23 protein-coding genes are annotated in these 22003 nt (G+C 64.6%); 6 read left to right on the top strand and 17 right to left on the bottom strand.

What is annotated here, in order from left to right:
• Positions 1 to 300: 300 nt before the first annotated feature.
• Positions 301 to 2466 carry a malate synthase G gene (locus N2604_RS08665; protein ID WP_260374331.1) on the top strand — a complete coding sequence of 722 codons (2166 nt, stop codon included), beginning with the start codon at positions 301 to 303 and terminating at the stop codon, positions 2464 to 2466.
• Between the two features lie 515 nt (positions 2467 to 2981).
• Here the strand turns inward: N2604_RS08665 and N2604_RS08660 are convergent.
• The 3 genes from N2604_RS08660 to N2604_RS08650 all read right to left on the bottom strand — a co-directional run bounded on the left by N2604_RS08660 (position 2982) and on the right by N2604_RS08650 (position 4781).
• Entirely contained in the window at positions 2982 to 3137 is a 156-nt protein-coding gene (locus N2604_RS08660) for a Thivi_2564 family membrane protein (RefSeq protein ID WP_008546817.1), read from the bottom strand.
• Between the two features lie 167 nt (positions 3138 to 3304).
• The gene (locus tag N2604_RS08655; RefSeq protein ID WP_260374330.1) at positions 3305 to 3952 is read right to left on the bottom strand and encodes a DUF2865 domain-containing protein; all 648 of its coding nucleotides are present in this window, start codon (positions 3950 to 3952) and stop codon (positions 3305 to 3307) included.
• A 16-nt stretch (positions 3953 to 3968) separates the two neighbouring features.
• Entirely contained in the window at positions 3969 to 4781 is an 813-nt protein-coding gene (locus N2604_RS08650) for a L,D-transpeptidase (RefSeq protein ID WP_260374329.1), read from the bottom strand.
• A 206-nt stretch (positions 4782 to 4987) separates the two neighbouring features.
• Between N2604_RS08650 and N2604_RS08645 the strand changes: the two genes are divergently transcribed.
• The 5 genes from N2604_RS08645 (at position 4988) to N2604_RS08625 (ending at position 9130) form a co-directional block, all read left to right on the top strand.
• Entirely contained in the window at positions 4988 to 6100 is a 1113-nt protein-coding gene (locus N2604_RS08645) for an AI-2E family transporter (protein ID WP_260374328.1), read from the top strand.
• Positions 6101 to 6178: 78 nt separating this feature from the next.
• Positions 6179 to 6550 carry a YqjD family protein gene (locus N2604_RS08640; RefSeq protein WP_260374327.1) on the top strand — a complete coding sequence of 124 codons (372 nt, stop codon included), beginning with the start codon at positions 6179 to 6181 and terminating at the stop codon, positions 6548 to 6550.
• Between the two features lie 88 nt (positions 6551 to 6638).
• On the top strand, positions 6639 to 7094 hold the full coding sequence (locus N2604_RS08635) for a hypothetical protein (protein ID WP_260374326.1): 456 nt from the start codon (positions 6639 to 6641) through the stop codon (positions 7092 to 7094).
• Positions 7095 to 7282: 188 nt separating this feature from the next.
• Positions 7283 to 8425 (top strand): OpgC domain-containing protein, encoded by a 1143-nt coding sequence (locus N2604_RS08630; protein WP_260374325.1) that lies wholly within the window; start codon positions 7283 to 7285, stop codon positions 8423 to 8425.
• 96 nt (positions 8426 to 8521) lie between these two features.
• Complete coding sequence (locus N2604_RS08625) at positions 8522 to 9130, top strand: TetR/AcrR family transcriptional regulator (protein WP_260376184.1); 609 nt, start codon at positions 8522 to 8524, stop codon at positions 9128 to 9130.
• A gap of 96 nt (positions 9131 to 9226) precedes the next feature.
• On the opposite strand, the gene N2604_RS08620 is transcribed toward N2604_RS08625, so the two are convergent.
• The 14 genes from N2604_RS08620 to urtB all read right to left on the bottom strand — a co-directional run bounded on the left by N2604_RS08620 (position 9227) and on the right by urtB (position 21930).
• The gene (locus tag N2604_RS08620; RefSeq protein WP_260374324.1) at positions 9227 to 10888 is read right to left on the bottom strand and encodes an HWE histidine kinase domain-containing protein; all 1662 of its coding nucleotides are present in this window, start codon (positions 10886 to 10888) and stop codon (positions 9227 to 9229) included.
• A gap of 299 nt (positions 10889 to 11187) precedes the next feature.
• Positions 11188 to 11811, bottom strand: a complete 624-nt coding sequence (gene ureG, locus N2604_RS08615) for an urease accessory protein UreG (protein ID WP_025033975.1) — start codon at positions 11809 to 11811, stop codon at positions 11188 to 11190.
• Between the two features lie 39 nt (positions 11812 to 11850).
• Positions 11851 to 12579: an urease accessory protein UreF gene (locus tag N2604_RS08610; RefSeq protein WP_260376183.1), complete on the bottom strand. Its 729-nt coding sequence runs from the start codon at positions 12577 to 12579 to the stop codon at positions 11851 to 11853.
• Positions 12560 to 13171 (bottom strand): urease accessory protein UreE, encoded by a 612-nt coding sequence (locus tag N2604_RS08605; protein ID WP_260374323.1) that lies wholly within the window; start codon positions 13169 to 13171, stop codon positions 12560 to 12562. The genes N2604_RS08610 and N2604_RS08605 overlap by 20 nt, the downstream gene beginning before the upstream one ends.
• Before the next feature lie 13 nt (positions 13172 to 13184).
• On the bottom strand, positions 13185 to 13484 hold the full coding sequence (locus tag N2604_RS08600) for a putative quinol monooxygenase (RefSeq protein WP_035998129.1): 300 nt from the start codon (positions 13482 to 13484) through the stop codon (positions 13185 to 13187).
• Positions 13485 to 13614: 130 nt separating this feature from the next.
• The gene (gene ureC, locus N2604_RS08595) at positions 13615 to 15330 is read right to left on the bottom strand and encodes an urease subunit alpha (protein WP_260374322.1); all 1716 of its coding nucleotides are present in this window, start codon (positions 15328 to 15330) and stop codon (positions 13615 to 13617) included.
• Between the two features lie 34 nt (positions 15331 to 15364).
• Positions 15365 to 15904 carry an HD domain-containing protein gene (locus N2604_RS08590; protein WP_260374321.1) on the bottom strand — a complete coding sequence of 180 codons (540 nt, stop codon included), beginning with the start codon at positions 15902 to 15904 and terminating at the stop codon, positions 15365 to 15367.
• Positions 15905 to 15961: 57 nt separating this feature from the next.
• Positions 15962 to 16267 (bottom strand): urease subunit beta, encoded by a 306-nt coding sequence (locus N2604_RS08585; protein ID WP_260374320.1) that lies wholly within the window; start codon positions 16265 to 16267, stop codon positions 15962 to 15964.
• A 112-nt stretch (positions 16268 to 16379) separates the two neighbouring features.
• A complete protein-coding gene (locus N2604_RS08580; protein WP_260374319.1) occupies positions 16380 to 16682 on the bottom strand; it encodes an urease subunit gamma in 303 nt (100 codons plus the stop codon).
• A gap of 38 nt (positions 16683 to 16720) precedes the next feature.
• The gene (locus tag N2604_RS08575) at positions 16721 to 17551 is read right to left on the bottom strand and encodes an urease accessory protein UreD (protein ID WP_260374318.1); all 831 of its coding nucleotides are present in this window, start codon (positions 17549 to 17551) and stop codon (positions 16721 to 16723) included.
• A gap of 38 nt (positions 17552 to 17589) precedes the next feature.
• Positions 17590 to 18285 carry an urea ABC transporter ATP-binding subunit UrtE gene (urtE, locus tag N2604_RS08570; protein ID WP_260374317.1) on the bottom strand — a complete coding sequence of 232 codons (696 nt, stop codon included), beginning with the start codon at positions 18283 to 18285 and terminating at the stop codon, positions 17590 to 17592.
• Between the two features lie 103 nt (positions 18286 to 18388).
• On the bottom strand, positions 18389 to 19150 hold the full coding sequence (gene urtD, locus N2604_RS08565) for an urea ABC transporter ATP-binding protein UrtD (RefSeq protein WP_260374316.1): 762 nt from the start codon (positions 19148 to 19150) through the stop codon (positions 18389 to 18391).
• A gap of 6 nt (positions 19151 to 19156) precedes the next feature.
• A complete protein-coding gene (gene urtC, locus N2604_RS08560; protein ID WP_260374315.1) occupies positions 19157 to 20326 on the bottom strand; it encodes an urea ABC transporter permease subunit UrtC in 1170 nt (389 codons plus the stop codon).
• Positions 20323 to 21930: an urea ABC transporter permease subunit UrtB gene (gene urtB / locus N2604_RS08555; protein ID WP_260374314.1), complete on the bottom strand. Its 1608-nt coding sequence runs from the start codon at positions 21928 to 21930 to the stop codon at positions 20323 to 20325. The genes urtC and urtB overlap by 4 nt, the downstream gene beginning before the upstream one ends.
• Between the last annotated feature and the right edge of the window lie 73 nt (positions 21931 to 22003).

Below are 22003 nucleotides of genomic sequence, written 5' to 3'. Positions count from 1 at the left end.
TCAGCGCGAGCTGATTTCACACCGAACTCCGACACACCGTTTGCTGGGCTATCCCTCTCCCCCGCCCTCCCCCACAAGGGGGGAGGGCGCGCAGTTGTGCGCGTGGCGTGAAGCCGGGCTCGATCGGTTTGTAAAGCGAGCCAAGCCCCTCGCCTTGACATTTTGAAAACCCCCCTGGGGTCTTCTCACCGCCCCGATTTTGGGGCTAATAGGTCCGGAAAGCCGCCCCGCGTGGGTGCATTTTGCTGCTGTCGGGTCAAAAGCAGCCAAAAACAGCCATTTCCAACAAGAAAGCCCATCATGAAACGCGTCGACGCCCACGGATTGAAGATCGCCCCTGTTCTGTTTGACTTCATCGCCAAGGAAGCGGCCCCGCAAACCGGGATCGCGCCGGATGCGTTCTGGGCCGGGCTTGCCGGCATCATCAAGGAGTTGGGACCGAAGAACCGCGAGCTGCTCGCGTTCCGCGACAATCTGCAGGCCAAGATCGACGACTGGCATCGCGCGGGCAAGGGCAAGGCATTCGACCTCGATGCCTACACCGCCTTCCTGAAGGAGATCGGCTATCTCGTGCCGGAGCCGGCGACGCAGAAGGTCGAGACCGCCAATGTCGACGAGGAGATCGGCAAGATCTGCGGTCCGCAGCTCGTCGTGCCGCTCACCAATGCGCGCTATGCCTTGAACGCGGCGAATGCGCGCTGGGGCTCGCTCTATGACGCCTTCTACGGCACCGATGCGATCCCGCACGACCCGTCCGAGAGCGGCAAGGGCTACAACAAGGCGCGCGGCGACAAGGTGATCGCGAAGGCCAAGGCGTTCCTGGACAACGCCGTGCCGCTCGCGACCGGCAGCCACACCGACGTGACCGGCTATAGCGTCGTCGCGGGCCAGCTCGCGGTGAAGCTGAAGAGCGGCAACGCCACGGCGCTGAAGAACGCCGCGCAGTTCGCGGGCTTCCAGGGCGATGCCGTCGCGCCAAGCGCCGTGCTGCTCGTCAACAACGGCCTGCATATCGAGGTGAAGATCGACCGCAGCAGCGCGATCGGCAGGGACGATCCGGCCGGCGTCGCCGATATGATCATGGAGGCCGCCGTCTCCACCATTCTGGACATGGAAGACTCGGTCGCCGCTGTCGATGCCGAGGACAAGGTGCTGGTCTACCGCAACACGCTCGGCCTGATGAACGGCACGCTGTCGGCCGACTTCGAGAAGGGCGGCAAGACGCTGACGCGTTCGCTCAATTCCGACCGCCTCTACAAGACGCCTGACGGCAAGGGCGAGCTCAAGCTGCACGGCCGCAGCCTGCTGTTGATGCGCAATTGCGGTCACCACATGTTCACCGACGCGGTGCTCGACGAGAAGGGCGAAGAAGTTCCGGAAGGCCTGCTCGATGCCGCCGTCTCGGGCCTGCTCGCGATCCACGACCTCAAGGGCCATTCGAAGGTCAAGAACAGCCGCACGGGTTCTGCCTACATCGTCAAGCCGAAGATGCACGGCCCGGACGAGGTCTCGCTGACCTGCGAGATCTTCGACCGCGTCGAGAAGATGCTTGGCCTGCCCGAGAACACGCTCAAGGTCGGCATCATGGACGAGGAGCGGCGCACCACCGTCAACCTCAAGGCCTGCATCCAGCGCGCCTCGAAGCGCATCATGTTCATCAACACTGGCTTCCTGGACCGCACCGGCGACGAGATCCACACCTCGATGGAAGCGGGCCCGATGATCCGCAAGAACGAGATGAAGGCGCAGGCCTGGATCAAGGCCTACGAGGACTGGAACGTCGACATGGGCCTGACCTGTGGCCTGCCCGGCCACGCCCAGATCGGCAAGGGCATGTGGGCCGCCCCCGACAAGATGGCGGACATGCTGGCGCAGAAGCTTGGCCATCCGCAGGCCGGCGCCACCACCGCCTGGGTGCCTTCTCCGACCGCGGCGACGCTGCATGCGCTGCACTATCACCAGGTCAACGTGATCGCGCGCCAGGAGGAGCTCGCCAAAGGCGGACCGCGCGCAAAACTGTCCGACATCCTGACCATTCCGGTCTCGAAGTCGAACTGGGCGCCCGATGACGTCAGGCAGGAGATCGACAACAATTGCCAGGGCATTCTGGGATATGTGGTGCGCTGGATCGACCAGGGCGTCGGCTGCTCCAAGGTGCCCGACATCCACGATGTCGGCCTGATGGAAGACCGCGCCACCTTGCGCATCTCCAGCCAGCACCTCGCCAACTGGCTGCATCAGGGCGTCATCACCGAGGCGCAGGTGATGGAATCGCTCAAGCGCATGGCGGTCGTCGTCGACAAGCAGAACGCGGGCGATCCGATCTACAAGCCGATGGCACCGGCCTTCGACGGCGTCGCCTTCAAGGCCGCCTGCGACCTCATCTTCAAGGGGCGCGAGCAGCCGAACGGCTACACCGAATACATCCTCACCGCGCGCCGCCGCGAGGCCAAGGCGCTTGGATAAAAAGGCGCTGGCTGAGCTTGCGTCACGCAACGTCAAAAGCCCCGGCGCGAGCCGGGGCTTTTTTGTTGGGGCATGGGTGTAATCCGGGACCAGTGTCGCTCGAGGCAGGTCCCCGGATTGCGCGGAGCCTGTCATCGGGCGGCGCTTCGCGCCGACCCGTTGGCTCCATCCGGGCTACGAGGGCATCGCACATCGCGGACGAAACGTCGCGACACGCTGCGGAACGGCTGCGCGCGCCTCGCGTTGTCCGGCCATCAACCCATGGGAGATGGTCATGGATTGGAATCGGATCGAAGGAAACTGGAAGCAGTTCAAGGGATCGGCCAAGGAGCCAAGGACCAGGTTCGTCGGGACATCGACGACTGGCTGAAGTCGCTGCATTGAAGCGGCATGAACGAAGCCCCGGCTGACGCCGGGGCTATTTGTTTGGGAGCAGTAGCCCGGATGCGCAGCGACTTCCGGACCTTTGTTGCGGCACCGCCGGATTTCGCTTCGCTCATATGGGCTTACCTTCGCTAGAACACCGCGAGATATTTCAGCAGCGACACGATGCCGATGATGATGACGATGACGCGCGCGATCTGCTTGGCGCGGCCGTCCATCGGCAGCATGTTGATGAGATAGAGCACGAGGATAACGACGAGAAAGGTGACGAGAACGCCCACCAGCATTGCAGGGACCCCCCTTCAGGCAAGATTATTGACGTGGTCCTAACGCTTGCAAGGCGCGCCGGTTCCACATCTGCAACCGATTGTAATTTCTCGTAATTCTACGCGGACTTTAGGGGGCGACGGTTTTGTGGGGCTGCCAGCGCGGCCATCAGCCAACGCCCGCCCCCCTATTCCTTCGCCACCACCGGGACCTGGCGGAATTTGGCGCGCACCGACTCCGGCAACGGCGAGAAATTCATCACCACGCCGCGGCGATCGTTGGCGTTGCGGCTGGCGACCACGAGACCTCCGGTGCCGGCGACGATGTCGCCCTTGCGCAGGGTGGGGTCGTCCTCGACCTTGACCTGGGCGAGACCGACCGGGTCCTTGCCGTTGCAGGTGCAGCCTGGGACGATCTCTTTGCGATAACGGAACGCGTTCGGCAGGTCGGAATAGGACTTTCCGTTCTCCGTCGTGGCTTCGTCGATATTGCTGCCGTAGACCAGCGAGGTTTCGGAAGCCGGGCAGAAGCTCTTGCAGGATTGCACCTTGCTCTCGGCGTCGCTGCCCTGCGCCGGGAAATAGCGGCCGTCACAGCCGCGAACGCAATAAGCCGTGCCGCCGCCATAGGAGGCGCGCTGGCGCGGCACGTCATAGCGCGGCAGGTCGTCATTCGGGAACGGCATGCGGATCTCCGGCGGTGGCCGCATCCGGAAGCCGCCGAACAATGCCGAAAGGAAATCCTCCGCATGCGCCGACGGCGCCGATGCGAGACCGGAGATCGCGATCAGGATCGCCGTTCCGCCAGTCCATTTGCCAATCAGGCGTCTGCTCATATGACCTCGCTCACGCTCAGTTCACGGCCGACGACGTGATGTTCAACGCCTGCCGGCCCGAGGGCAGCGTCGTCACGGCCGGACGCTTGCGTACGGGCTCGCCGGCCTTGTCGCCTCCTCTGGCCATCAAGGGCGCGTTCTTCGGCAGCACCACGACCTTGGCGCCGATATTGACGCGGTTGAACAGGTCGATGACGTCCTCGTTGGTCATGCGGATGCAGCCGGACGAGACGAACTTGCCGATGGTGGAGGGATCATTGGTGCCGTGGATGCGGTATTGGCTCGAGCCGAGATACATCGCACGCGCACCGAGCGGGTTGCCGGGGCCGCCGGCGACGAAGCGCGGCAGATAGGGCTGGCGCGCGATCATCTCGGCCGGCGGATGCCAGTCCGGCCACTCGGCCTTGCGGCTGACGCTCTGCACGCCCGACCAAGTAAAGCCCTCGCGACCGACGCCGACGCCGTAGCGGATCGCGCGGCCGCCTCCGAGCACGTAATAGAGATAGGTGCTGTTGGTATCGATGACGATGGTACCGGCCGGCTCGCTCCTGTCGAAGCTTACGATCTGCCTGCGCAACCGGTCGGGCAACTGAGCACCCTCGTCGGCGACCTGCGGCGCCTCGTTGAGGTCATCCTGCGAATAGCCTTGCTGCCAATAGCCTTGGCCCTGCGAGTACAGGTCCTGCGGGTACACCCGCTGCATCGGCGCATAGCCGAAGCTTTGCGCGCTCGCGGTGCCCACGGGTACCATGAGCAGAGCGGTTGCGAAAGCGAATGCGCTGACGGCGCGCGGCGAGAAGCTGCGACGGACTGCAAACAACTTTGTCATGAGCTGCCCCGTTGGATGTGCATCAGGTGATGCGCTGCCCAACAAACTCCGCTGGCTGGATCGAAGTTCCGGCGCGGCGCGCGGCGGCGACGTCACAGTCAAGCGAGCAGCTGTTCACGAAGCCGCGATGGAACCGGCATGCCGCCGACGCGTTGTGAGGTCATCAATGGGCGCGCGGATCGCGGATTCCGTGCGGGAGAGATATTGTGCGCGTCCTACCCAGTGAACGTCTGATATCCGGCAACAGCGAAGGCGAGCCGCTCCCCGAGAGCCATGTCGAGCTGCCGCCGGTGATCCGCCGCACTGAATTCGTCGCGTTCGCGCTGGCCGGCCTGTTGCTGATTGCCATCGTCGCCGTGCTTTATGTCGGCAAGGCGTTCTTCCTGCCGGTCGTGATGGCGTTCGTCACCGGGACCATGTTGTCTCCGGCGGCCACCTTCCTGGAGCGAAGCAAGGTCCCACGCAGCCTCGGCGCCGTGCTGATCGTGGTTGCGGTGACCGCGGTGGTCGCCTTCATGGTGGCGCTGATCGCTTCGCCGGTCATGGCGTGGAGCACGCGCCTGCCGGAGCTCGGCGCGCAACTGAGGGACAAGCTGCACGTGTTCGATCGGCCGCTTGCGCTCTGGCGGGAGATGCAAGCCATGCTCGGCGGCTCGGAGGGATTGCCGAGCTTCCAGATGCCCAAGGTCGAGTGGGTGCAGCCGACGCTGGAATTCCTGTCACCGACCTTTACCGAATTCCTGCTGTTCTTCGTCACCCTGATCCTGTTCATCGCAAGCTGGCGCGACCTGCGGCGGGCCATGATCATGACCTTCAGCGATCATGACGCGCGGCTGCGCACGCTCCGGATCCTCAACGAGATCGAGGTCCATCTCGGCAATTATCTGCTGACCGTTAGCCTCATCAATGTCGGCGTCGGCGTCGCCACCGGCCTGATCTGTGCGCTCACCGGAATGCCCAATCCGGCCGGGCTCGGTGCGCTGGCGGCCACGCTCAACTTCATCCCGATCATCGGCCCCGTGGCGATGTTCGCTGTGCTGGTCGTGGTCGGGCTGATCGCCTTCCCGACCCTCGGCGGCGGCCTGATGGCCGCGCTCGCCTTCGGCGGCCTCACCTTTCTGGAGGGGCACTTCATCACACCGATGATCATTGGCCGGCGGCTCGCCCTGAACGCGCTCGCCGTGCTGCTCGCGCTCGCGTTCTGGACCTGGCTGTGGGGGCCGATGGGCGCGTTCCTGTCGTCGCCGCTCCTGATCGTCGCGCTGATCCTGAAGGACCACCTGCTGCCGGAGAATTCGCCGCAGCTTCCGCAAGCCTGACCGGTTTCAGCGAACGGAACTTACCCGGCGACGAAACGTTCTCCGCCCATCTCAGCCGTCAACAGTTCGGAGCTTCCGATGTCCACGCCCAATGCCGAAACCGGGATGAGAGACTGGACCGACAAAGCCACCCGTGACCGCCTGGAAAAGGATGTAGCAGCCGTGAAAAGCGATATCGCCGCCCTCACTGAGCAGATCACCGACGCACTCAATACTTTCGCCAACTCCACCAGCAAGCAGGCTCGCCGCGGCTATCGCCAGGCGCGCGAGAACATGGATTCCGCGATGGACGATATGTCCGAGCGCGGCAGCGCGATGATGGAAGCTGCACAAGACGCCTACGGCTCAATCGAAGAGACGCTGGAAGATGCGATCACGCAGCGGCCGCTCGCGACCGTCGGGCTGGCGCTCGGCATCGGCTTCCTGATCGGCGCCGCCTGGCGTCGGTAAGGATACCAACACCTCTTGGATACCGCGGCGGCACGCCGCCGCTGTCGGCCCGTGACGATTCGGCGGGTGGGGATTGAGGAGCAAGGCTATGTTTCAGCGCATCATCGACAGCATCAGTGCCTCCACCGGCACGACTGTTCGGCTGACCTCCCTGGCCGCGGGCGCTGCCTTCGCGCTGCTCGTGACCACAGGCTTCCTCTGTGCCGCCGTCTTCATCTGGGTGCTGCAGAAATATGGCCCGGTGCAGGCTTGTCTTGCCGGCGCCGGTATCTTCTTCCTGCTGACCCTCGCTGCGGCAGGCTCCTATTGGAGCTATAAGCGCGAGGTGCAGAAGCGCGCCAAGATCGCGGCCGAGCGCGCCGCGAAATCGGCCGCGCAGAGCATGCTTGCAGATCCGATGCTGCTCGCCACGGGGCTTCAGATCGTTCGCGCCATCGGCGTCAAGCGGCTGTTGCCGATCCTGGCCATCGGGGGCGTGGCCCTCGGCATCCTGGCGAGCCGCGCCGGCGTGGCCGACGAGGTGTCGGCCGAGCCTGCCGAGTAGGGATCGGAGCAGGTTAGAAAATTTCGTCGTAAGTCCTTTCGGCGCATCTATCCTAATTCGATAGAGAGCGAGGGCCGCATTTCTGCGCCGTTCGGCGCGATTGCCTTGCCGCTCACGCAAACGCTACTCGGATGGGCAGGCGGTTGCCGCTAAAAGCATCATCCTGATTCCCAAAGCTATTTTACTCAATGAAACCGTCCGTCAAGGCGAACCTCGCCGCATTCCAGCACGACGCCAGGCTCTATCTGACGCTCGGCATCGCCAATTGGTCCGTGTTCGTCGACCATATTCCAAACAACGTCGTCAACCTGCTGACGCTGCGCAATTTCGGCTTCAGCGGCGCGGCGGACCTGTTCGTGTTCGTGGTGGGCTACGGCGTTGCCATCATCCACGGCAGGATGGCGCTGGAGCGCGGCTACGTGGTCGCAGCGACGCGCATCTTTCGCCGGGTCTGGCGGCTCTATGCCGCCTATGTCGTGCTGTTCGTGATCTATATCGACGCCATCGCCTATGTCGCCTCGCAATCGATGGCGCCGGAGATCATCCACGAATACAACATCTCCGGAATTCTCGAGCACCCGCTGCGCATCCTGGTCCGCGGTCTCGTGCTCCAGGAGGAGCCGCTGAACCTCGACCTGCTGCAGCTGATGATACCGCTGATGGCATTCTTTCCGCTCGCGCTGTGGGGCCTGTTGCGGGGGCCGAACCTGACGCTGGCGGCATCGGTCGCGTTGTATCTTGCCGCGCGCTGGTTCGGCTGGAATTTTCGGATCTATCCGGACGGGGAATGGACCTTCAATCCGCTGTGCTGGCAGTTGCTGATGGTGCTGGGCGGCTGGTTCGCCGTGACGGGCGCGCCGGGACGTGCGCTGCGCGGCATGTCCTGGCTGCGGATCCTCGCAGGCGCCTATTTGATCTTCGCGATGGCGGTCACCTTGATGCGCCATTCGCCGACGCTGTCCGCTTACCTGCCCGATCTGCTCCTCAACAGCATCGCGCCAACCGACAAGGAAAACCTCGCGCCCTATCGCGTGGTCCACTTACTGGCCCTCGCGTTCATTGCGACCCATCTCATTCCGGCCGATCACCCCGGCCTGAGATGGAGACCGCTGCAAGCGGTGATCGCATGCGGTGAGGAATGGCTCGCGGTATTCTGTGTCGCCGTGTTCCTGTCCTTCGCCGGCCACCTCATCCTGATCACCGGGCCGAACCTGGTGGTGATGCAGGTGGCGGTGAGCATCACCGGCTTCGCCGCGATGACCGGGCTCGCCTACTACATCGCCTGGTCGAAACGCCAGGATCTGCCGGCAGCCCTGCGGCAGCAGTCCTAGAGCTCATCGCTCGGGCCCAAAAGCGTGCGATTCTGCTAGGTCGAAAGCCGCCCCTGCGCTATGCCGGGACTCTGCGTGAGGAGACCGGGCGTGGCGATGGCGAAAGACGGGCGTGAAGAGGCGGAGAGCGCGCTCCGGCGCGGCCGGCCAAGGTCGATCGAGACCACCAACGCCATCCTCGAAAGCGCCTATGCGCTGATGGCGACCACCGGCCTTGCCGCCACCACCATCGATGCGATCGCACGCCACTCCAGCGTGTCCAAGATGACGATCTACAAATGGTGGCCGTCGCGGGAAGCGCTATTGATCGACGCCTTCCTCCACCATGCCGCGCAGATGCTGCCGCTGCCGCCCGCGAGCGGCGGCACGCCCGCGGCGCGCGCGCGGCGCCACGCCACCGCCTATGCCGAGGCGCTCCAGGGCGAGTTCGGCAAGGTGCAGCTCGCCGTCATCTCCGAATGCATTTCCAAGACCGGCTCGGCCGAGCTGTTCTACGCCCGCTACTTACAGTTCCGCCGCGACGCGCTGGTGGACATGATCGCGGCGGGCCAGAAGGACGGCAGCATTCAGGCCGAGGGTCCCCCTGAGAATCTCTACGACGCGATCTATGGCAGCCTGTTCTACCGCTACATCTTCGGCATCGCGCCGATCACACCTCGCTACGCGCGCAGCCTCGTCGATCTGGTGTTGCGGCCGAAGGGCTGAAGCGCGATGCGATTGGGATGATCATCATCGCGCTTTAGGCTATCGTTTGAGCATGATCTTTTCGGAAAACCGCTGCACACGTTTCCGGATCATGCTCTAACTTCGCACCGGCCTGACCGGCGCCGAGATCTTGTCCGTGCGGTCGCGCTCGGTCATGTCGACCACCGTCTCCATCGGCGCGGTCAGTTCATAGACATACGAGACGTCGGTGAAGAAGCGCTTGGCGGTGCCCCCCAGCGCCTCGGGCGCGACGCGGTCGAGCAGGATCAGGCCGAAATCGGAATCGGGCCGGCGCGTCGCCTCGCTGGTGTTGAACTCCTCCCAGCGAAAATGGAAGACCTCGTGGCCATCTTCGCCGGTCACCGTCCAATTGGCGGTGATGTGCGGGTGCTTGCCGACCAGCGACAGGCCCTCGTCGGAATGCGAGGCGAGCTCGAAGAACAGCAGCGACAGGCTCTGCGCCGCACGCGCGCTGACCGCGATGTCGGGGCCGGTGACAGCGATGCGATCGGCATGCGGAATCGCGCGCGCCTCGAACAGACCCTTCAACTTGACACCCTGCCACTGGCTCTCGCTGAGCAGTGAGACCACGTTGGACATGGCGTGAATGCGCCCGATCAGGAGCTCGCGCGCGATGTCGATGTCCGAGCCGTGGCGCAAGGTGCGCGTCACGATCGACTGGATCACCGCCAGGATGTTCTTGACGCGGTGGTTGAGCTCGTCGATGACCGCGGTCAGCCGGCGCTCGAAGCCGATCCTGACCTGGATCTCCCGGCTGAGCCGCAGATTGTTGTAGGCGACATAACCGAACAGGCCACACACCATTGCGGTGATGGCAAAGCCGATCGCCGCCACGATGATGGCGGTCTGCTCGGCACGGCGCACCGAATTGGTCTTCGCGTAATAGCCGAGCTGCCAATCGCGGCCGCCGAAGCTCACCGTGCGCGTCGCCGACGGGGCGGGCCCGTCCGCCGCCGCAATCCGCGTCGAGACCACGCCCTGATCGTTGGCGATCAGCTCGCCACCGTCCTTGCGCGGATCCCTGAGCGCCACCGCGAACAGCGACATGTCGTCATTGGCCAGCATCAGCGAGGCCAGCTCGTAGGAGAATGTGACGAACCCGGCCGGCTCCGTCGCGCCTTCGGGAATGACGGGCGCAGCCACGATGATGCCGATCGGGCCGTTTCCGCGGATCAACGGCACCGGATCCGAGGCAACCGACCTCTTTTCGGCGCGCGCCCGCGTCAACATTGCGCTGCGAACCGGATCCTGATCGTAGCTGCGGCCGGGCAACGTCTTGGTCTCGTTGCTGCGCGGCTCGAGATCCAACAGCACGTCGATTGGCTGGGTGACATCGGCAGGATTGACCGGCTTGTCGTCATACGAGCGGATCTGCGGATTAGGGAAGCCGGCGCCGGCGATGGCGGCCTGCGCCGCCGCAAGCTCGTTCGGCTTCAGCCGGGCGACCCAGCCGGCCACCACGAAGTCGGTCTTGAAGGCGTAGATCGCCGAGCGCAGCGGCTCCAGCATGTTCGGCTTGATCACCGACGGCGCGCGGAACAGGCCTGAGGCGACACGCGCGAGCAGCTCACGCTCGGTCAGGCGGTCCTGAACCAGGCTCGCATGCACGTCGATCGCACGCGCCAGCGCGATCCGGTCCAGCGCCAGCTCCTGGTCGTGGACGCGATAAGCCGCAAGCCCGGAGAGCAAGGCCCCGAGCAGAGCGATGAAGCCGATGATGAAACCCAGCCTGACCACGCGATTACTCAGGCGAAAGCAGGAGGTCGGCAATAAACACGGAGCACATGAACGCCGCTCGAACGGCCATAGGCCGAAGCAGGGTGAACCCCAGTGGCGGAGATAATGAAGGAGGAGGCATCGGTACGCAACTTGGGTCGCCTGAAAAGCTTAATCCGCCCGGCCGATGGTCTGGCCGGGATGATTCGCCCCGGGCGCCGGAGGTAGTTAATCGCCGTGTCCGAAATTTGTTCCGCGGGTTGCGGCGCGGCCCAGCTCGTTAACGGCGAAAAACGCCTGCGCCAACTGGTCGCGTCCGGTCAGCCCGCCCGTTTCAGGCCGCCTTTGGCCTCGATGAAGCCGACGATTCGGTCGAGCCCCTCGCTTTTCTTGAGGTTGGTCATGACGAAGGGCCGCTCGCCGCGCATGCGCCTGGCGTCCGTCTCCATCTTCTCCAGGGAGGCGCCGACATGGGGCGCTAGGTCGGTCTTGTTGATGACCAGGAGGTCGGACCGGGTGATGCCGGGGCCGCCCTTGGACGGGATCTTGTCGCCGGCGGCGACGTCGATGACGTAGATGGTGAGGTCGGCCAGCTCCGGGGAAAAAGTGGCAGCAAGATTGTCGCCGCCGGATTCGATCAGCACGAGGTCAAGTCCGGGAAACTTGGCGCGCATGTCCGCGACCGCAGCGAGATTCATCGACGCATCTTCGCGGATCGCCGTGTGCGGGCAGCCGCCGGTCTCGACGCCGGCGATGCGATCCGGCGTCAACGATCCCGAACGCACCAGGAACTCCGCATCCCATTTGGTGTAGATGTCGTTGGTGATCGCCGCAATGTCATAGCGCTCGCGCATGGTCTTGCAGAGCAGGTCCATCAGCGCGGTCTTGCCCGATCCGACCGGGCCGCCGACGCCGACACGCAAGGGGCCGTGAGATTTCGCCATGTGACTTGCTCTCTCCTGATGAGTTGAAGGCCGCACCGCTCACGATCGAAACAACCGGGTATATTGCGTCTCGTGCCGCAAGCTGGCGAGGTCGGCGCGGAACGTCGCGCTGCCGAGATCGTCCAAGGTCGCATTCAGCGCGCGATAGGCGGTGGCGGCGACGGCTGCCTCCAGCCTCACCAGCACACGCTGGCTATCGGTCTGGCCGAGCGGAATGAGCCGGCTGGCCGCAGAGATCCAGTTCGAGACCAGCGCATGCAGGAAGGCGTGCAGCGTCGGCGCCAACGGCACGGCGTGCTTAGCTGCGACCACACCGACCGCGACCGGATAGACCAGTGGCGCGCTGCATGCCGCGACCGTGGCATCCAGTCCGTCGGCAGCCCACGCGGCGCGGGCAATATCGATGAAGGCGCGGCCCTGCGAGGTCGTCTCCAGCTGCCGCTCGCGCGACGGCACGAAGGCGCTCGCGAGCTCGGCGATCTCGTTCAAAGCGGCCGTCTCGCCCGATTCCGTGGCGCGATAGGCGTGGACCAGAAACGTCGCGTCACAAGAGCCGGAACCGTCGCCGAGCATCGCATCGAGCCAATCCGCCAGCGTCGTCGTGTCGGTGATGTCGCCCGCCTCGACCGCCCATTCGATGCCGCTGGAATAGGAGAAGCCGCCGACCGGGAACGCCGGCGAGAGCCAGGTCATCAGCCGGTACAGCGCCGCCGCCTCGCCCTCGGCAAGATCACCGGCGCCGACCGGCTCATTTGTGGTCATGAGCATGCTTGTGGCCGTGGTGATGATCGGGATGATCGCAATGCTCGTCGTGGTGATGATGGTGCTCGTGGCCATGGTCGTGCGAGGCATGATCATGGTGGTGGCCATGGTCATGGTGATGATGGCCGTGATCGTGATGCGCATGGTCGTGTCCATGCGCGTGGCCGGCATCGGCGTAGGCGCCGCCTTCGGGATCGAACGGCGCCTCGATCTCGATCACACGCGCGCCGAGGCCCTTCACCATGGCTTCGATGACGTGATCGCGGCGGATGCGCAGGGCCTTGGCCAAGATCTGCGTCGGCAGATGACGGTTGCCGAGATGCCAGCCGACGCGGACGAGGTGGTGCGGATCGCGGCCGCGGATTTCGAGCAGCGGCTCGGGCGCCGCGACCACCTCAATCAGCCTACCGTCCTCCAGCACCAGCGCATCGCCGCCGCGCAGCGCGACGGCATGCTCCAGGTCGAGCAGGAACTCGAGGCCCCGCGTGCCCGTCATCGCCATGCGACGACGATGCCGGTCCTCGAAATCGAGCACGACCGTGTCCGCCGGCGCTTCCGTAAAGCGGTGCTGTCCCCTGACCTGCGTCGCCCGGATCATGCGTCCTACCTCTCTACCGTGTCTCGACCTTCTCGGGCGTGATGTACTCGATCTTCGGCGGCGCCGTGAAGCATTTCACCGCAACGCGGCCGAACGTCTTCATGTGCTCGGCAGCGCGATGCGGGCCCAGCGCCTCCATGTTCTCCCACTGCTCGACGAACACCATCTTGGCAGGGTCGGTGACGCTCTCGTGCAAATCATAGGCGATATTGCCGGGCTCCTTCCGCGTCTCCTTGATGCAGGCGGTGGCGGCCGCGATGAATTCGGCGCGCGTTTCGGGCTTGATGGTCAGTGTGGCAACGACGTAGATCACGAGAAATCCTCCCGGCTTTTCTTTTGAGGGTTACGATACCGGGCGGGACATTAGACCAGGCGCGACCGAACGCAACACCGCAAAAAAGACGTCCCAGGACACCGCCGGGGACATGCGTTGAGGCGCTATTTCAGTACATGAAATATCGCTGTGCCATCGGCAGCACCTCCGCCGGGGCGCAGGTCAGCAATTCGCCGTCGGCGCGCACTTCATAGGTCTCCGGATCGACCTCGATCTTGGGCGTCGCGTCGTTGTGGATCATGCTCTTCTTGGAGATCTTGCCGCGGGTATTCTGGACGGCATAGAGCTTCTTCTCGATGCCGAGCTTTCGCGAAAGGCCACCGGTGACCGCGGCCTTCGAAGTGAACACCACGGACGATGCCGTACGCGCCTTGCCGAACGCGCCGAACATCGGCTGGTAGTGCACCGGCTGCGGCGTCGGGATCGAGGCGTTGGGATCGCCCATAGGCGCTGCGACGATGGTGCCGCCCTTGACGATGCAGTCCGGCTTGACGCCGAAGAAGGCCGGCGACCACAGCACAAGATCGGCGAGCTTGCCCTTCTCCACCGAGCCGATCAGCTTCGACACGCCATGCGCGATCGCAGGATTGATGGTGTACTTGGCGATGTAGCGCTTGACGCGGAAATTGTCGTTGTCCTTGCCCTTGTCCTGCGGCAACGCTCCGCGCTGCTTCTTCATCTTGTCGGCGGTCTGCCAGGTCCGGATGATAACCTCGCCGAGCCGGCCCATGGCCTGCGAGTCCGAGGACATCATCGAAAGCGCGCCGAGGTCGTGCAGAATGTCCTCGGCCGCGATGGTCTCCTTGCGGATCCGGCTTTCGGCGAATGCCAGATCTTCGGCGATGGAGGGATCGAGATGGTGGCACACCATCAGCATGTCCAGATGCTCGTCGATGGTGTTGCGGGTGAACGGCCGCGTCGGATTGGTCGACGACGGCAGCACGTTCTTCAGGCCGGCGACCTTGATGATGTCAGGGGCGTGGCCGCCGCCGGCGCCTTCGGTGTGGAAGGCGTGGATGGTGCGGCCCTTGAACGCCTTGATCGTGTCCTCGACGAAGCCGGATTCGTTCAGCGTGTCGGTGTGGATCATCACCTGGATATCGTGATCGTCGGCCACCGACAGGCAATTGTCGATCGCAGCCGGCGTCGTGCCCCAATCCTCGTGCAGCTTGAGCGCGCAGGCGCCGGCCTTGATCATCTCGACCAGCGCGGCGGGCCGCGAGGCGTTGCCCTTGCCGGAAATGCCGAGATTGACCGGGAAGGCGTCGAACGACTGGATCATCCGCGCGATGTGCCAGGGCCCCGGCGTGCAGGTGGTGGCGAAGGTGCCGTGCGACGGGCCGGTGCCGCCGCCCAGCATCGAGGTGACGCCAGACATCAGCGCGTGCTCGATCTGCTGCGGACAGATGAAATGGATGTGGCTGTCGAAGCCGCCGGCGGTGAGGATCTTGCCCTCACCCGCGATCACGTCGGTGCCGGGGCCGATGATGATGGTGACACCCGGCTGGATGTCGGGATTGCCGGCCTTGCCGATCGCGGAGATCATGCCGTCCTTGATGGCGACGTCGGCCTTCACGATGCCCCAGTGATCGACAATCAGCGCATTGGTGATGACCGTGTCGGCCGCGCCCTGCTTGTTGGTGACCTGCGACTGACCCATGCCGTCGCGAATCACCTTGCCGCCGCCGAACTTCACCTCCTCGCCATAGGTGGTGAAATCCTTCTCGACCTCGATGATGAGGTCGGTGTCGGCCAGCCGCACCTTGTCGCCGGTGGTCGGGCCGAACATGTCGGCATAGACGGAACGCTTCATCTTGACGGACATCACAAGCCCCGTTTGCGATTGAATGTCTGGTTGGTCACAGCAAGGCCTTTGCTGCTTTCACGGCATCATCGAATTTTTCGTCGAGCCACGCATTGCCGCCGCGGCACCCCGCCACGACCTGCGTGGCCCAGGCGATATAGTCGGCGAGATCCTCGCGCTCCCCAGCACTCGGATCGGTTTGAATGCGCGCGCCCGTATTGCTGATCTTGTCGGCGATCTTGATCAGCTTGGCGCCCGGCGATTTGTGGGGCGCGTCCTCGATCTGCTTCTGCCGTCGCTCTGCCTTCGGCAAGCTCATGTCGTCGGTGCACTCGGCAACGAGCGAGGCGATGCGCTCGGAAAATTTCTGCGCGAGCTCCCCGCGTGTGGTGTCGGTGTCCTCGATCGTGTCGTGCAGCCAGCCGGCCGCGACCAGCTCGGCATCGGCGCCGTCGGTCGCGGTCGCGAGCAGGTTTGCGACCTCGGCGAGATGATTGATATAGGGCTCGTTGCCGCGGCCCTTGCGCGCCATGCCGTTGTGGCGATGCGCGGCGAGCTCGGCAGCTTCGGAGACGAGGCGGATTGGCGGGAGCATGGGAAATACCTCCGTTTCCGCCTCAACCGTGCCGCGCCGTGCTCGTTCCTGTGGCGATCACAGTTTCCCCATGACGTCGCCGCGGAAACCGTAGATGGTCTTCTTGCCCGCCAGGGCGACGAGTTGCACGTCGCGGGTCTGGCCGGGCTCGAAGCGGACGGCGGTGCCGGCGGCGATGTCGAGGCGCATGCCGCGGGCTTTCCTGCGATCGAACTTCAGCGCCGGGTTGGTCTCGAAGAAGTGGTAGTGCGAGCCGACCTGGATCGGGCGGTCGCCGGTATTGGCCACGGTCAACGTCACGGTCTTGCGGCCGGCATTGAGCTCGATCTCGCCGTCCTGGATGAAGAGTTCGCCGGGGATCATTCTATCCTCCTCGTCATTCCGGGACTCGCGAAGCGAGAACCCGGAATCTCGAAAACAAAACCTCTGGATTCCGGGTTCGCCCTGCGGGCGCTCCGGAATGACGAATTCAATATTACCTGATCGGCTCATGGACAGTGACGAGCTTCGTGCCATCAGGAAAAGTCGCCTCGACCTGGATGTCGTGGATCATCTCGGGGATGCCCGGCATCACCTGGTCGCGGGTCAGCACTTGCGCGCCCGACTGCATCAGATCGGCGACGGTGCGGCCGTCGCGCGCGCCTTCCAGGATGAAGTCAGAGATGATCGCGACCGCCTCGGGATGATTGAGCTTGACGCCGCGGTCCAGCCGGCGGCGGGCCACGATCGCGGCCATCGAGATCAAAAGCTTGTCCTTTTCGCGGGGAGACAGGTTCATGCGACATCTCTTCCGTTCAACACGTCAATTCAACCAGTCTAGTTCAGCCAAAGCCGCGGCAGGGCCGCACCGGTGCGCGCCAGCACCGTCATCATATCGGCGCGCAAGCGCGCCGCATCTTGGGCACAGAACCGCGCCATTGCAAAGCCATTCCAGGCCGAGATTCCGACCTCGCCGGAAAACGATTCCGACGCCTCCCGGATGCGCTCGAGCAGGGCCTCGTCACCGGGCACGATCAGGGCCGTGCCGATCGCGGCGCCACCTTTGGCGACCGCGGGCCGCGCAAGCTTGGCACCGATATCGCCGTCGAGCCGGACCGTCTCTGCGAACACCAGCCGGCCGCCACGGCGCAGCCGCCAGCGGTCGATGAACTCGCCCTGCTCCATGCGCTCGCCCATGGCGGTGCGGCCGAACACCACGATTTCGCAGAGCAGGAGCGAAGCTGCCTCGTCGAGATCGATGTCGAAGCGGCGCTGCACGCGGGCGCGGTCGAACAGAATCGTCTCCTGGGGCAGCCAGGCAAGATGCGCGCCCGCCCCGACCTTCAGGGCGATGTTGAGCTGCGCTGCAGCTCCGGGCGTGCGATAGACCTTTTCGGCGGCCGCTGTGGTCAGCGTCAGCCGCGCTCCATCCGCCGCCGCTATCTCGATATCAAAGCGATCGCCCCCGGCAACTCCGCCGGCCGTGTTCACGAACACGCCGGACAGACCCTGATCTTCCGGCGAGGGAAAGCGGACGCGGAGCGAGCCAGATTCATGCAAGGCGCCGCGACGCGTCACGCCGTCGCGCGCATGCACGTCGAAGCGCACCGCGCCACGGGCACGGTTGGCCTCGAACAGCGTGGACGTGGCCGATAATTCGCTGCGCATCCGTCTCCCCCAGCCGGTCGCGGCAGGTCTTTTCCGGCCTACAGCGCCATCTGGCGGCTGATCTCGCCCGGATCGAGATTGGAGCGGACGCAGGTGAACTTCACCGCGCCGCGATCCATCACCGCGAAACTGTCGCCGAGTTCGCAGGCAAAGTCGAGATATTGTTCCACCAGCACGATGGCGATGTTGCCGAGATTGCGCAGATACGAGATGGCGCGGCCGATGTCCTTGATGATCGAGGGCTGGATGCCTTCGGTGGGCTCGTCGAGCAAAAGCAGTTTTGGCCGCATCACCAGCGCGCGGCCGATCGCGAGCTGCTGCTGCTGGCCGCCGGAGAGGTCGCCGCCGCGCCGGCCGAGCATGGATTGCAGCACCGGAAACAGCGAGAACACGTCGTCCGGAATGTGCTTGTCCTCGCGCTTGAGCGGACCGAAGCCGGTCTTGAGGTTCTCCTCGACCGTCAGCAGCGGAAAGATCTCGCGGCCCTGCGGCACGAAACCAATACCCTTGCGCGCCCGCTCATACGGCTTGAGGCCGGTGATATCGCTGCCGTCGAACACGATTGCGCCCGAGGAGATCGGATATTGCCCGACCATCGCGCGCAGGAGCGAGGTCTTGCCGACGCCGTTGCGCCCGAGCACGCACGTGACCTTGCCGGGCTCGGCCGAGATCGAGACGCCGCGCAGCGCCTGTGCAGCACCATAGTAGAGATTGATATCTTTCACTTCCAGCATCTTCGGTGCCTCTTGGCGAATGGCGAGTGGCGAGTAGCGAGTGGAGACGACAGAGTCACCTTTCCTTATTCGCTACTCCCTATTCGCCATTCGCGCTTCCCAGCTATCTACCCAGATACACTTCAATCACCCGCTCGTTGGACGAGACCTGGTCGATGGTCCCTTCCGCGAGCACCGTACCCTCGTGCAGGCAGGTGACCTTGACGCCGAGCTCGCGCACGAAGGTCATATCGTGCTCGACCACCATGACGGTGTGGGTCTTGTTGATTTCCTTCAGCAGCTCGGCGGTGAGGTGCGTCTCGACGTCGGTCATCCCCGCGACGGGCTCGTCGACCAGCAGCAGTTTCGGATCCTGCGCCAGCAGCATGCCGATCTCCAGCCACTGCTTCTGGCCGTGGCTGAGGCTGCCGGCAAGACGATTGCGCGCCTCGGTGAGGCGGATCGTCTCCAGCACCTTGTCGATGCGCTCGGACTCGGCCTTGCTGCCGCGCCAGAACAGCGTGCCGCGGACCGAATGGTCGACATTGAGCGCGAGCAGGAGGTTGTCCTGCACGGTCTGGCTCTCGAACACCGTCGGCTTCTGGAATTTGCGGCCGATGCCGAGCTCGGCGATGCGGGTCTCGTCGAGGCGCGTCAGATCGGTGACACCGTCGAACAGCACGGTGCCTTCATCCGGCTTGGTCTTGCCGGTGATGATGTCCATCATCGTGGTCTTGCCGGCGCCGTTCGGGCCGATGATGGCGCGCATCTCGCCGGGCTCGAGCGTCAGCGCCAGATTGTTGATGGCGTGGAAGCCGTCGAACGAGACGTGCACGCCGTCCAGATAGAGCATTGCGGAGGTCGCGCGGGTGTCCATGACGTTCATGACCGCTTACTCCGCCATCTTGGGTTCGGTGACGCCATCTTCGGCCGCGGCGCTCCTGGAGGTCGCGGGGGTGCGTTTTTCCTTCGACTGATCCCACCAGGCATTGAAGGTGCCGACGATGCCCTTGGGCAGCAGCAGCGTCACCAGGATGAACAGGGCGCCCAGCATGAAGAGCCAGTACGGCGCCAGCACGCCCGAGGTGAAGAACGTCTTGGCGTAGTTGACGACGACCGCGCCGAGCGCGGCGCCGACCAGCGTGCCGCGGCCGCCGACCGCGACCCAGATCACCGCCTCGATCGAATTGCCCGGCGCGAATTCGCTTGGGTTGATGATGCCGACCTGCGGCACATAGAGCGCGCCGGCGACGCCGGCCATGCAGGCCGACACCGTGAACACGAACAGCTTGTAGGATTCGACGCGGTAGCCGAGGAAGCGCGTGCGCGATTCCGCGTCACGCACCGCGATCAAGACCTTGCCGAGCTTGGAGGAGACGATGGCGCGGCAGATCAGGAAACCGATGATCAGCGCCAGGCAGCTCAGCGCGAACAGCGCCGCACGGGTGCCTTCGGCCTGCACGTTGAAGCCGAGGATGTCCTTGAAGTCGGTCAGGCCGTTGTTGCCGCCGAAGCCGAAATCGTTGCGGAAGAAGGCGAGCAGCAGCGCGTAGGTCATCGCCTGCGTGATGATCGACAGATAGACGCCGGTGACGCGGGAGCGGAAGGCGAGCCAGCCGAAGCAGAAGGCGAGCAGGCCGGGCACGACCAGCACCATCAGCGCGGCGAACCAGAACATGTCGAAGCCGTACCAGTACCAGGGCAGCTTCTGCCAATTCAGGAACACCATGAAGTCGGGCAGGATCGGGTTGCCGTAGACGCCGCGGGTGCCGATCTGCCGCATCAGGTACATGCCCATGGCGTAGCCGCCGAGCGCGAAGAAGGCGCCGTGGCCGAGCGAGAGGATGCCGCAATAGCCCCAGATCAGGTCGATCGCGAGCGCCAGGATGGCGTAGCAGACATACTTGCCCCAGAGCGCGACGAGATAGGTCGGCACCTGCAGGAACGAGCCGGCAGGCAGCAACAGGTTGGAGAGCGGGATGAGGATGCCGCAGGCGGCGACGATTGCGAGAAAGATCGTCGCGCCGCGGTCCAGCGATCGCGTCAGCATGTGAGGGGTCATGCTTCCACCGCACGGCCCTTGAGCGCGAACAGGCCGCGCGGCCGCTTTTGAATGAACAGGATGATGAGAACCAGGATGGCGATCTTGCCGAGCACGGCGCCGGCGACCGGCTCCAGGAACTTGTTGGCGATGCCGAGCGTGAAGGCGCCGACCAGCGTGCCCCAGAGGTTGCCCACGCCGCCGAACACCACGACCATGAAACTGTCGATGATGTAGCTCTGGCCGAGATTGGGGCTGACATTGTCGATCTGCGACAGCGCCACGCCGGCGATGCCGGCAATACCCGAGCCGAGGCCGAAGGTCAGCGCGTCGACGCGCGAGGTGGCGATGCCCATCGAGGCCGCCATGCGACGGTTCTGCGTCACCGCACGCATTTCGAGGCCGAGCGCGGTGTAGCGCAGCATCGCCAGCAGAATCGCGAACACGGCGAGCGTGAAGAGAAGGATCCAGAGCCGGTTGTAGGTGATGGTGATCTGGCCGAGCTCGAACGCGCCGCTCATCCAGGAGGGGTTGCCGACCTCGCGGTTGGTCGGGCCGAACATGGTGCGCACCGCCTGCTGCAGCACCAGCGACAGGCCCCAGGTCGCGAGCAGCGTCTCGAGCGGGCGGCCGTAGAGAAAGCGGATGATGCTGCGCTCGATCAGCACGCCGATCGCGCCGGCGACGAGGAAGGCGAGCGGCACGGCAATCAAGAGCGAATAGTCGAACAGGCCGGGATAGCGGGTGCGGATCACCTCCTGCACCACGAAGGTGGTGTAGGCCCCGATCATCACCATCTCGCCATGGGCCATGTTGATGACGCCCATCACGCCGAAGGTGATGGCGAGCCCGATCGCGGCGAGCAGCAACACCGAGCCGAGCGAGAGGCCGTACCAGGCGTTCTGCACCATCGACCAGACCGCGAGCGAATTCTGGATCGAGCCGATCGCGCTCGCGGCGGCCTTGGTCACCGAGGCGGGCTGCTCGCCCATGCCGGTGAGCAGCGCCAGCGCATCCTGGTCGCCCCGCGCCTTGATGGTTGCGACCGCCTCGAGCTTCTCGACCTCGGTGGCGTCGGACTTGAACAGCAGGATCGCGGCGCGGGCTTCGCCGAGCGCAGCCTTGACGGATTTGTTGGCTTCCTTGGCAAGCGCGGCATCGACCGCCTCGAGCGCGGTCTCCTCGTGCGACTTGAAGACGGACTGCGCGGCTTGCAAGCGCGTTCCCAGATCCGGCGACTGCAGCGTCAGGCTGCCGAGCGCGGCATCGACGCTGCGGCGCAGGCGGTTGTTGAGGCGAACCGCGCTCGCACTGTCGGGAACGCTGGCGACGGCCTCGCCGGTCGCAGCGTCGATCGACTTGCCGTCGGCACCGGTGACGTAGACCTTCTTGGTATCAGGGTCGGCCATGAGACGGCCGTCCTGGAGCGCATTGATGATCGGAAAAGCCAGCTTGCTGCCGCTGCCCGCGATCACACCGATCGCCTCTTCCGTGTCGGAAAAATCATCGTTGGCGAATTTGGCGACCGCATCCTCGAACGGACCGGCGAAGGCCGGCAGCGCGAACGCGATCAGGAACAACGAGAGTGCAAGCGAACAGAGACGGGCGGACAAATGGGCTGGCACTGTGAATGACCCCGGCAGAAATGAGTGGAGAAGGCGGCGGGATCGCCGCCCTCTCCGGTCTTGCAATGACGCA

The sequence above is a fragment of the Bradyrhizobium sp. CB1015 genome (genome assembly GCF_025200925.1).
GTDB lineage: Bacteria > Pseudomonadota > Alphaproteobacteria > Rhizobiales > Xanthobacteraceae > Bradyrhizobium.
This window is presented reverse-complemented; position numbering and strand designations above follow the sequence as displayed.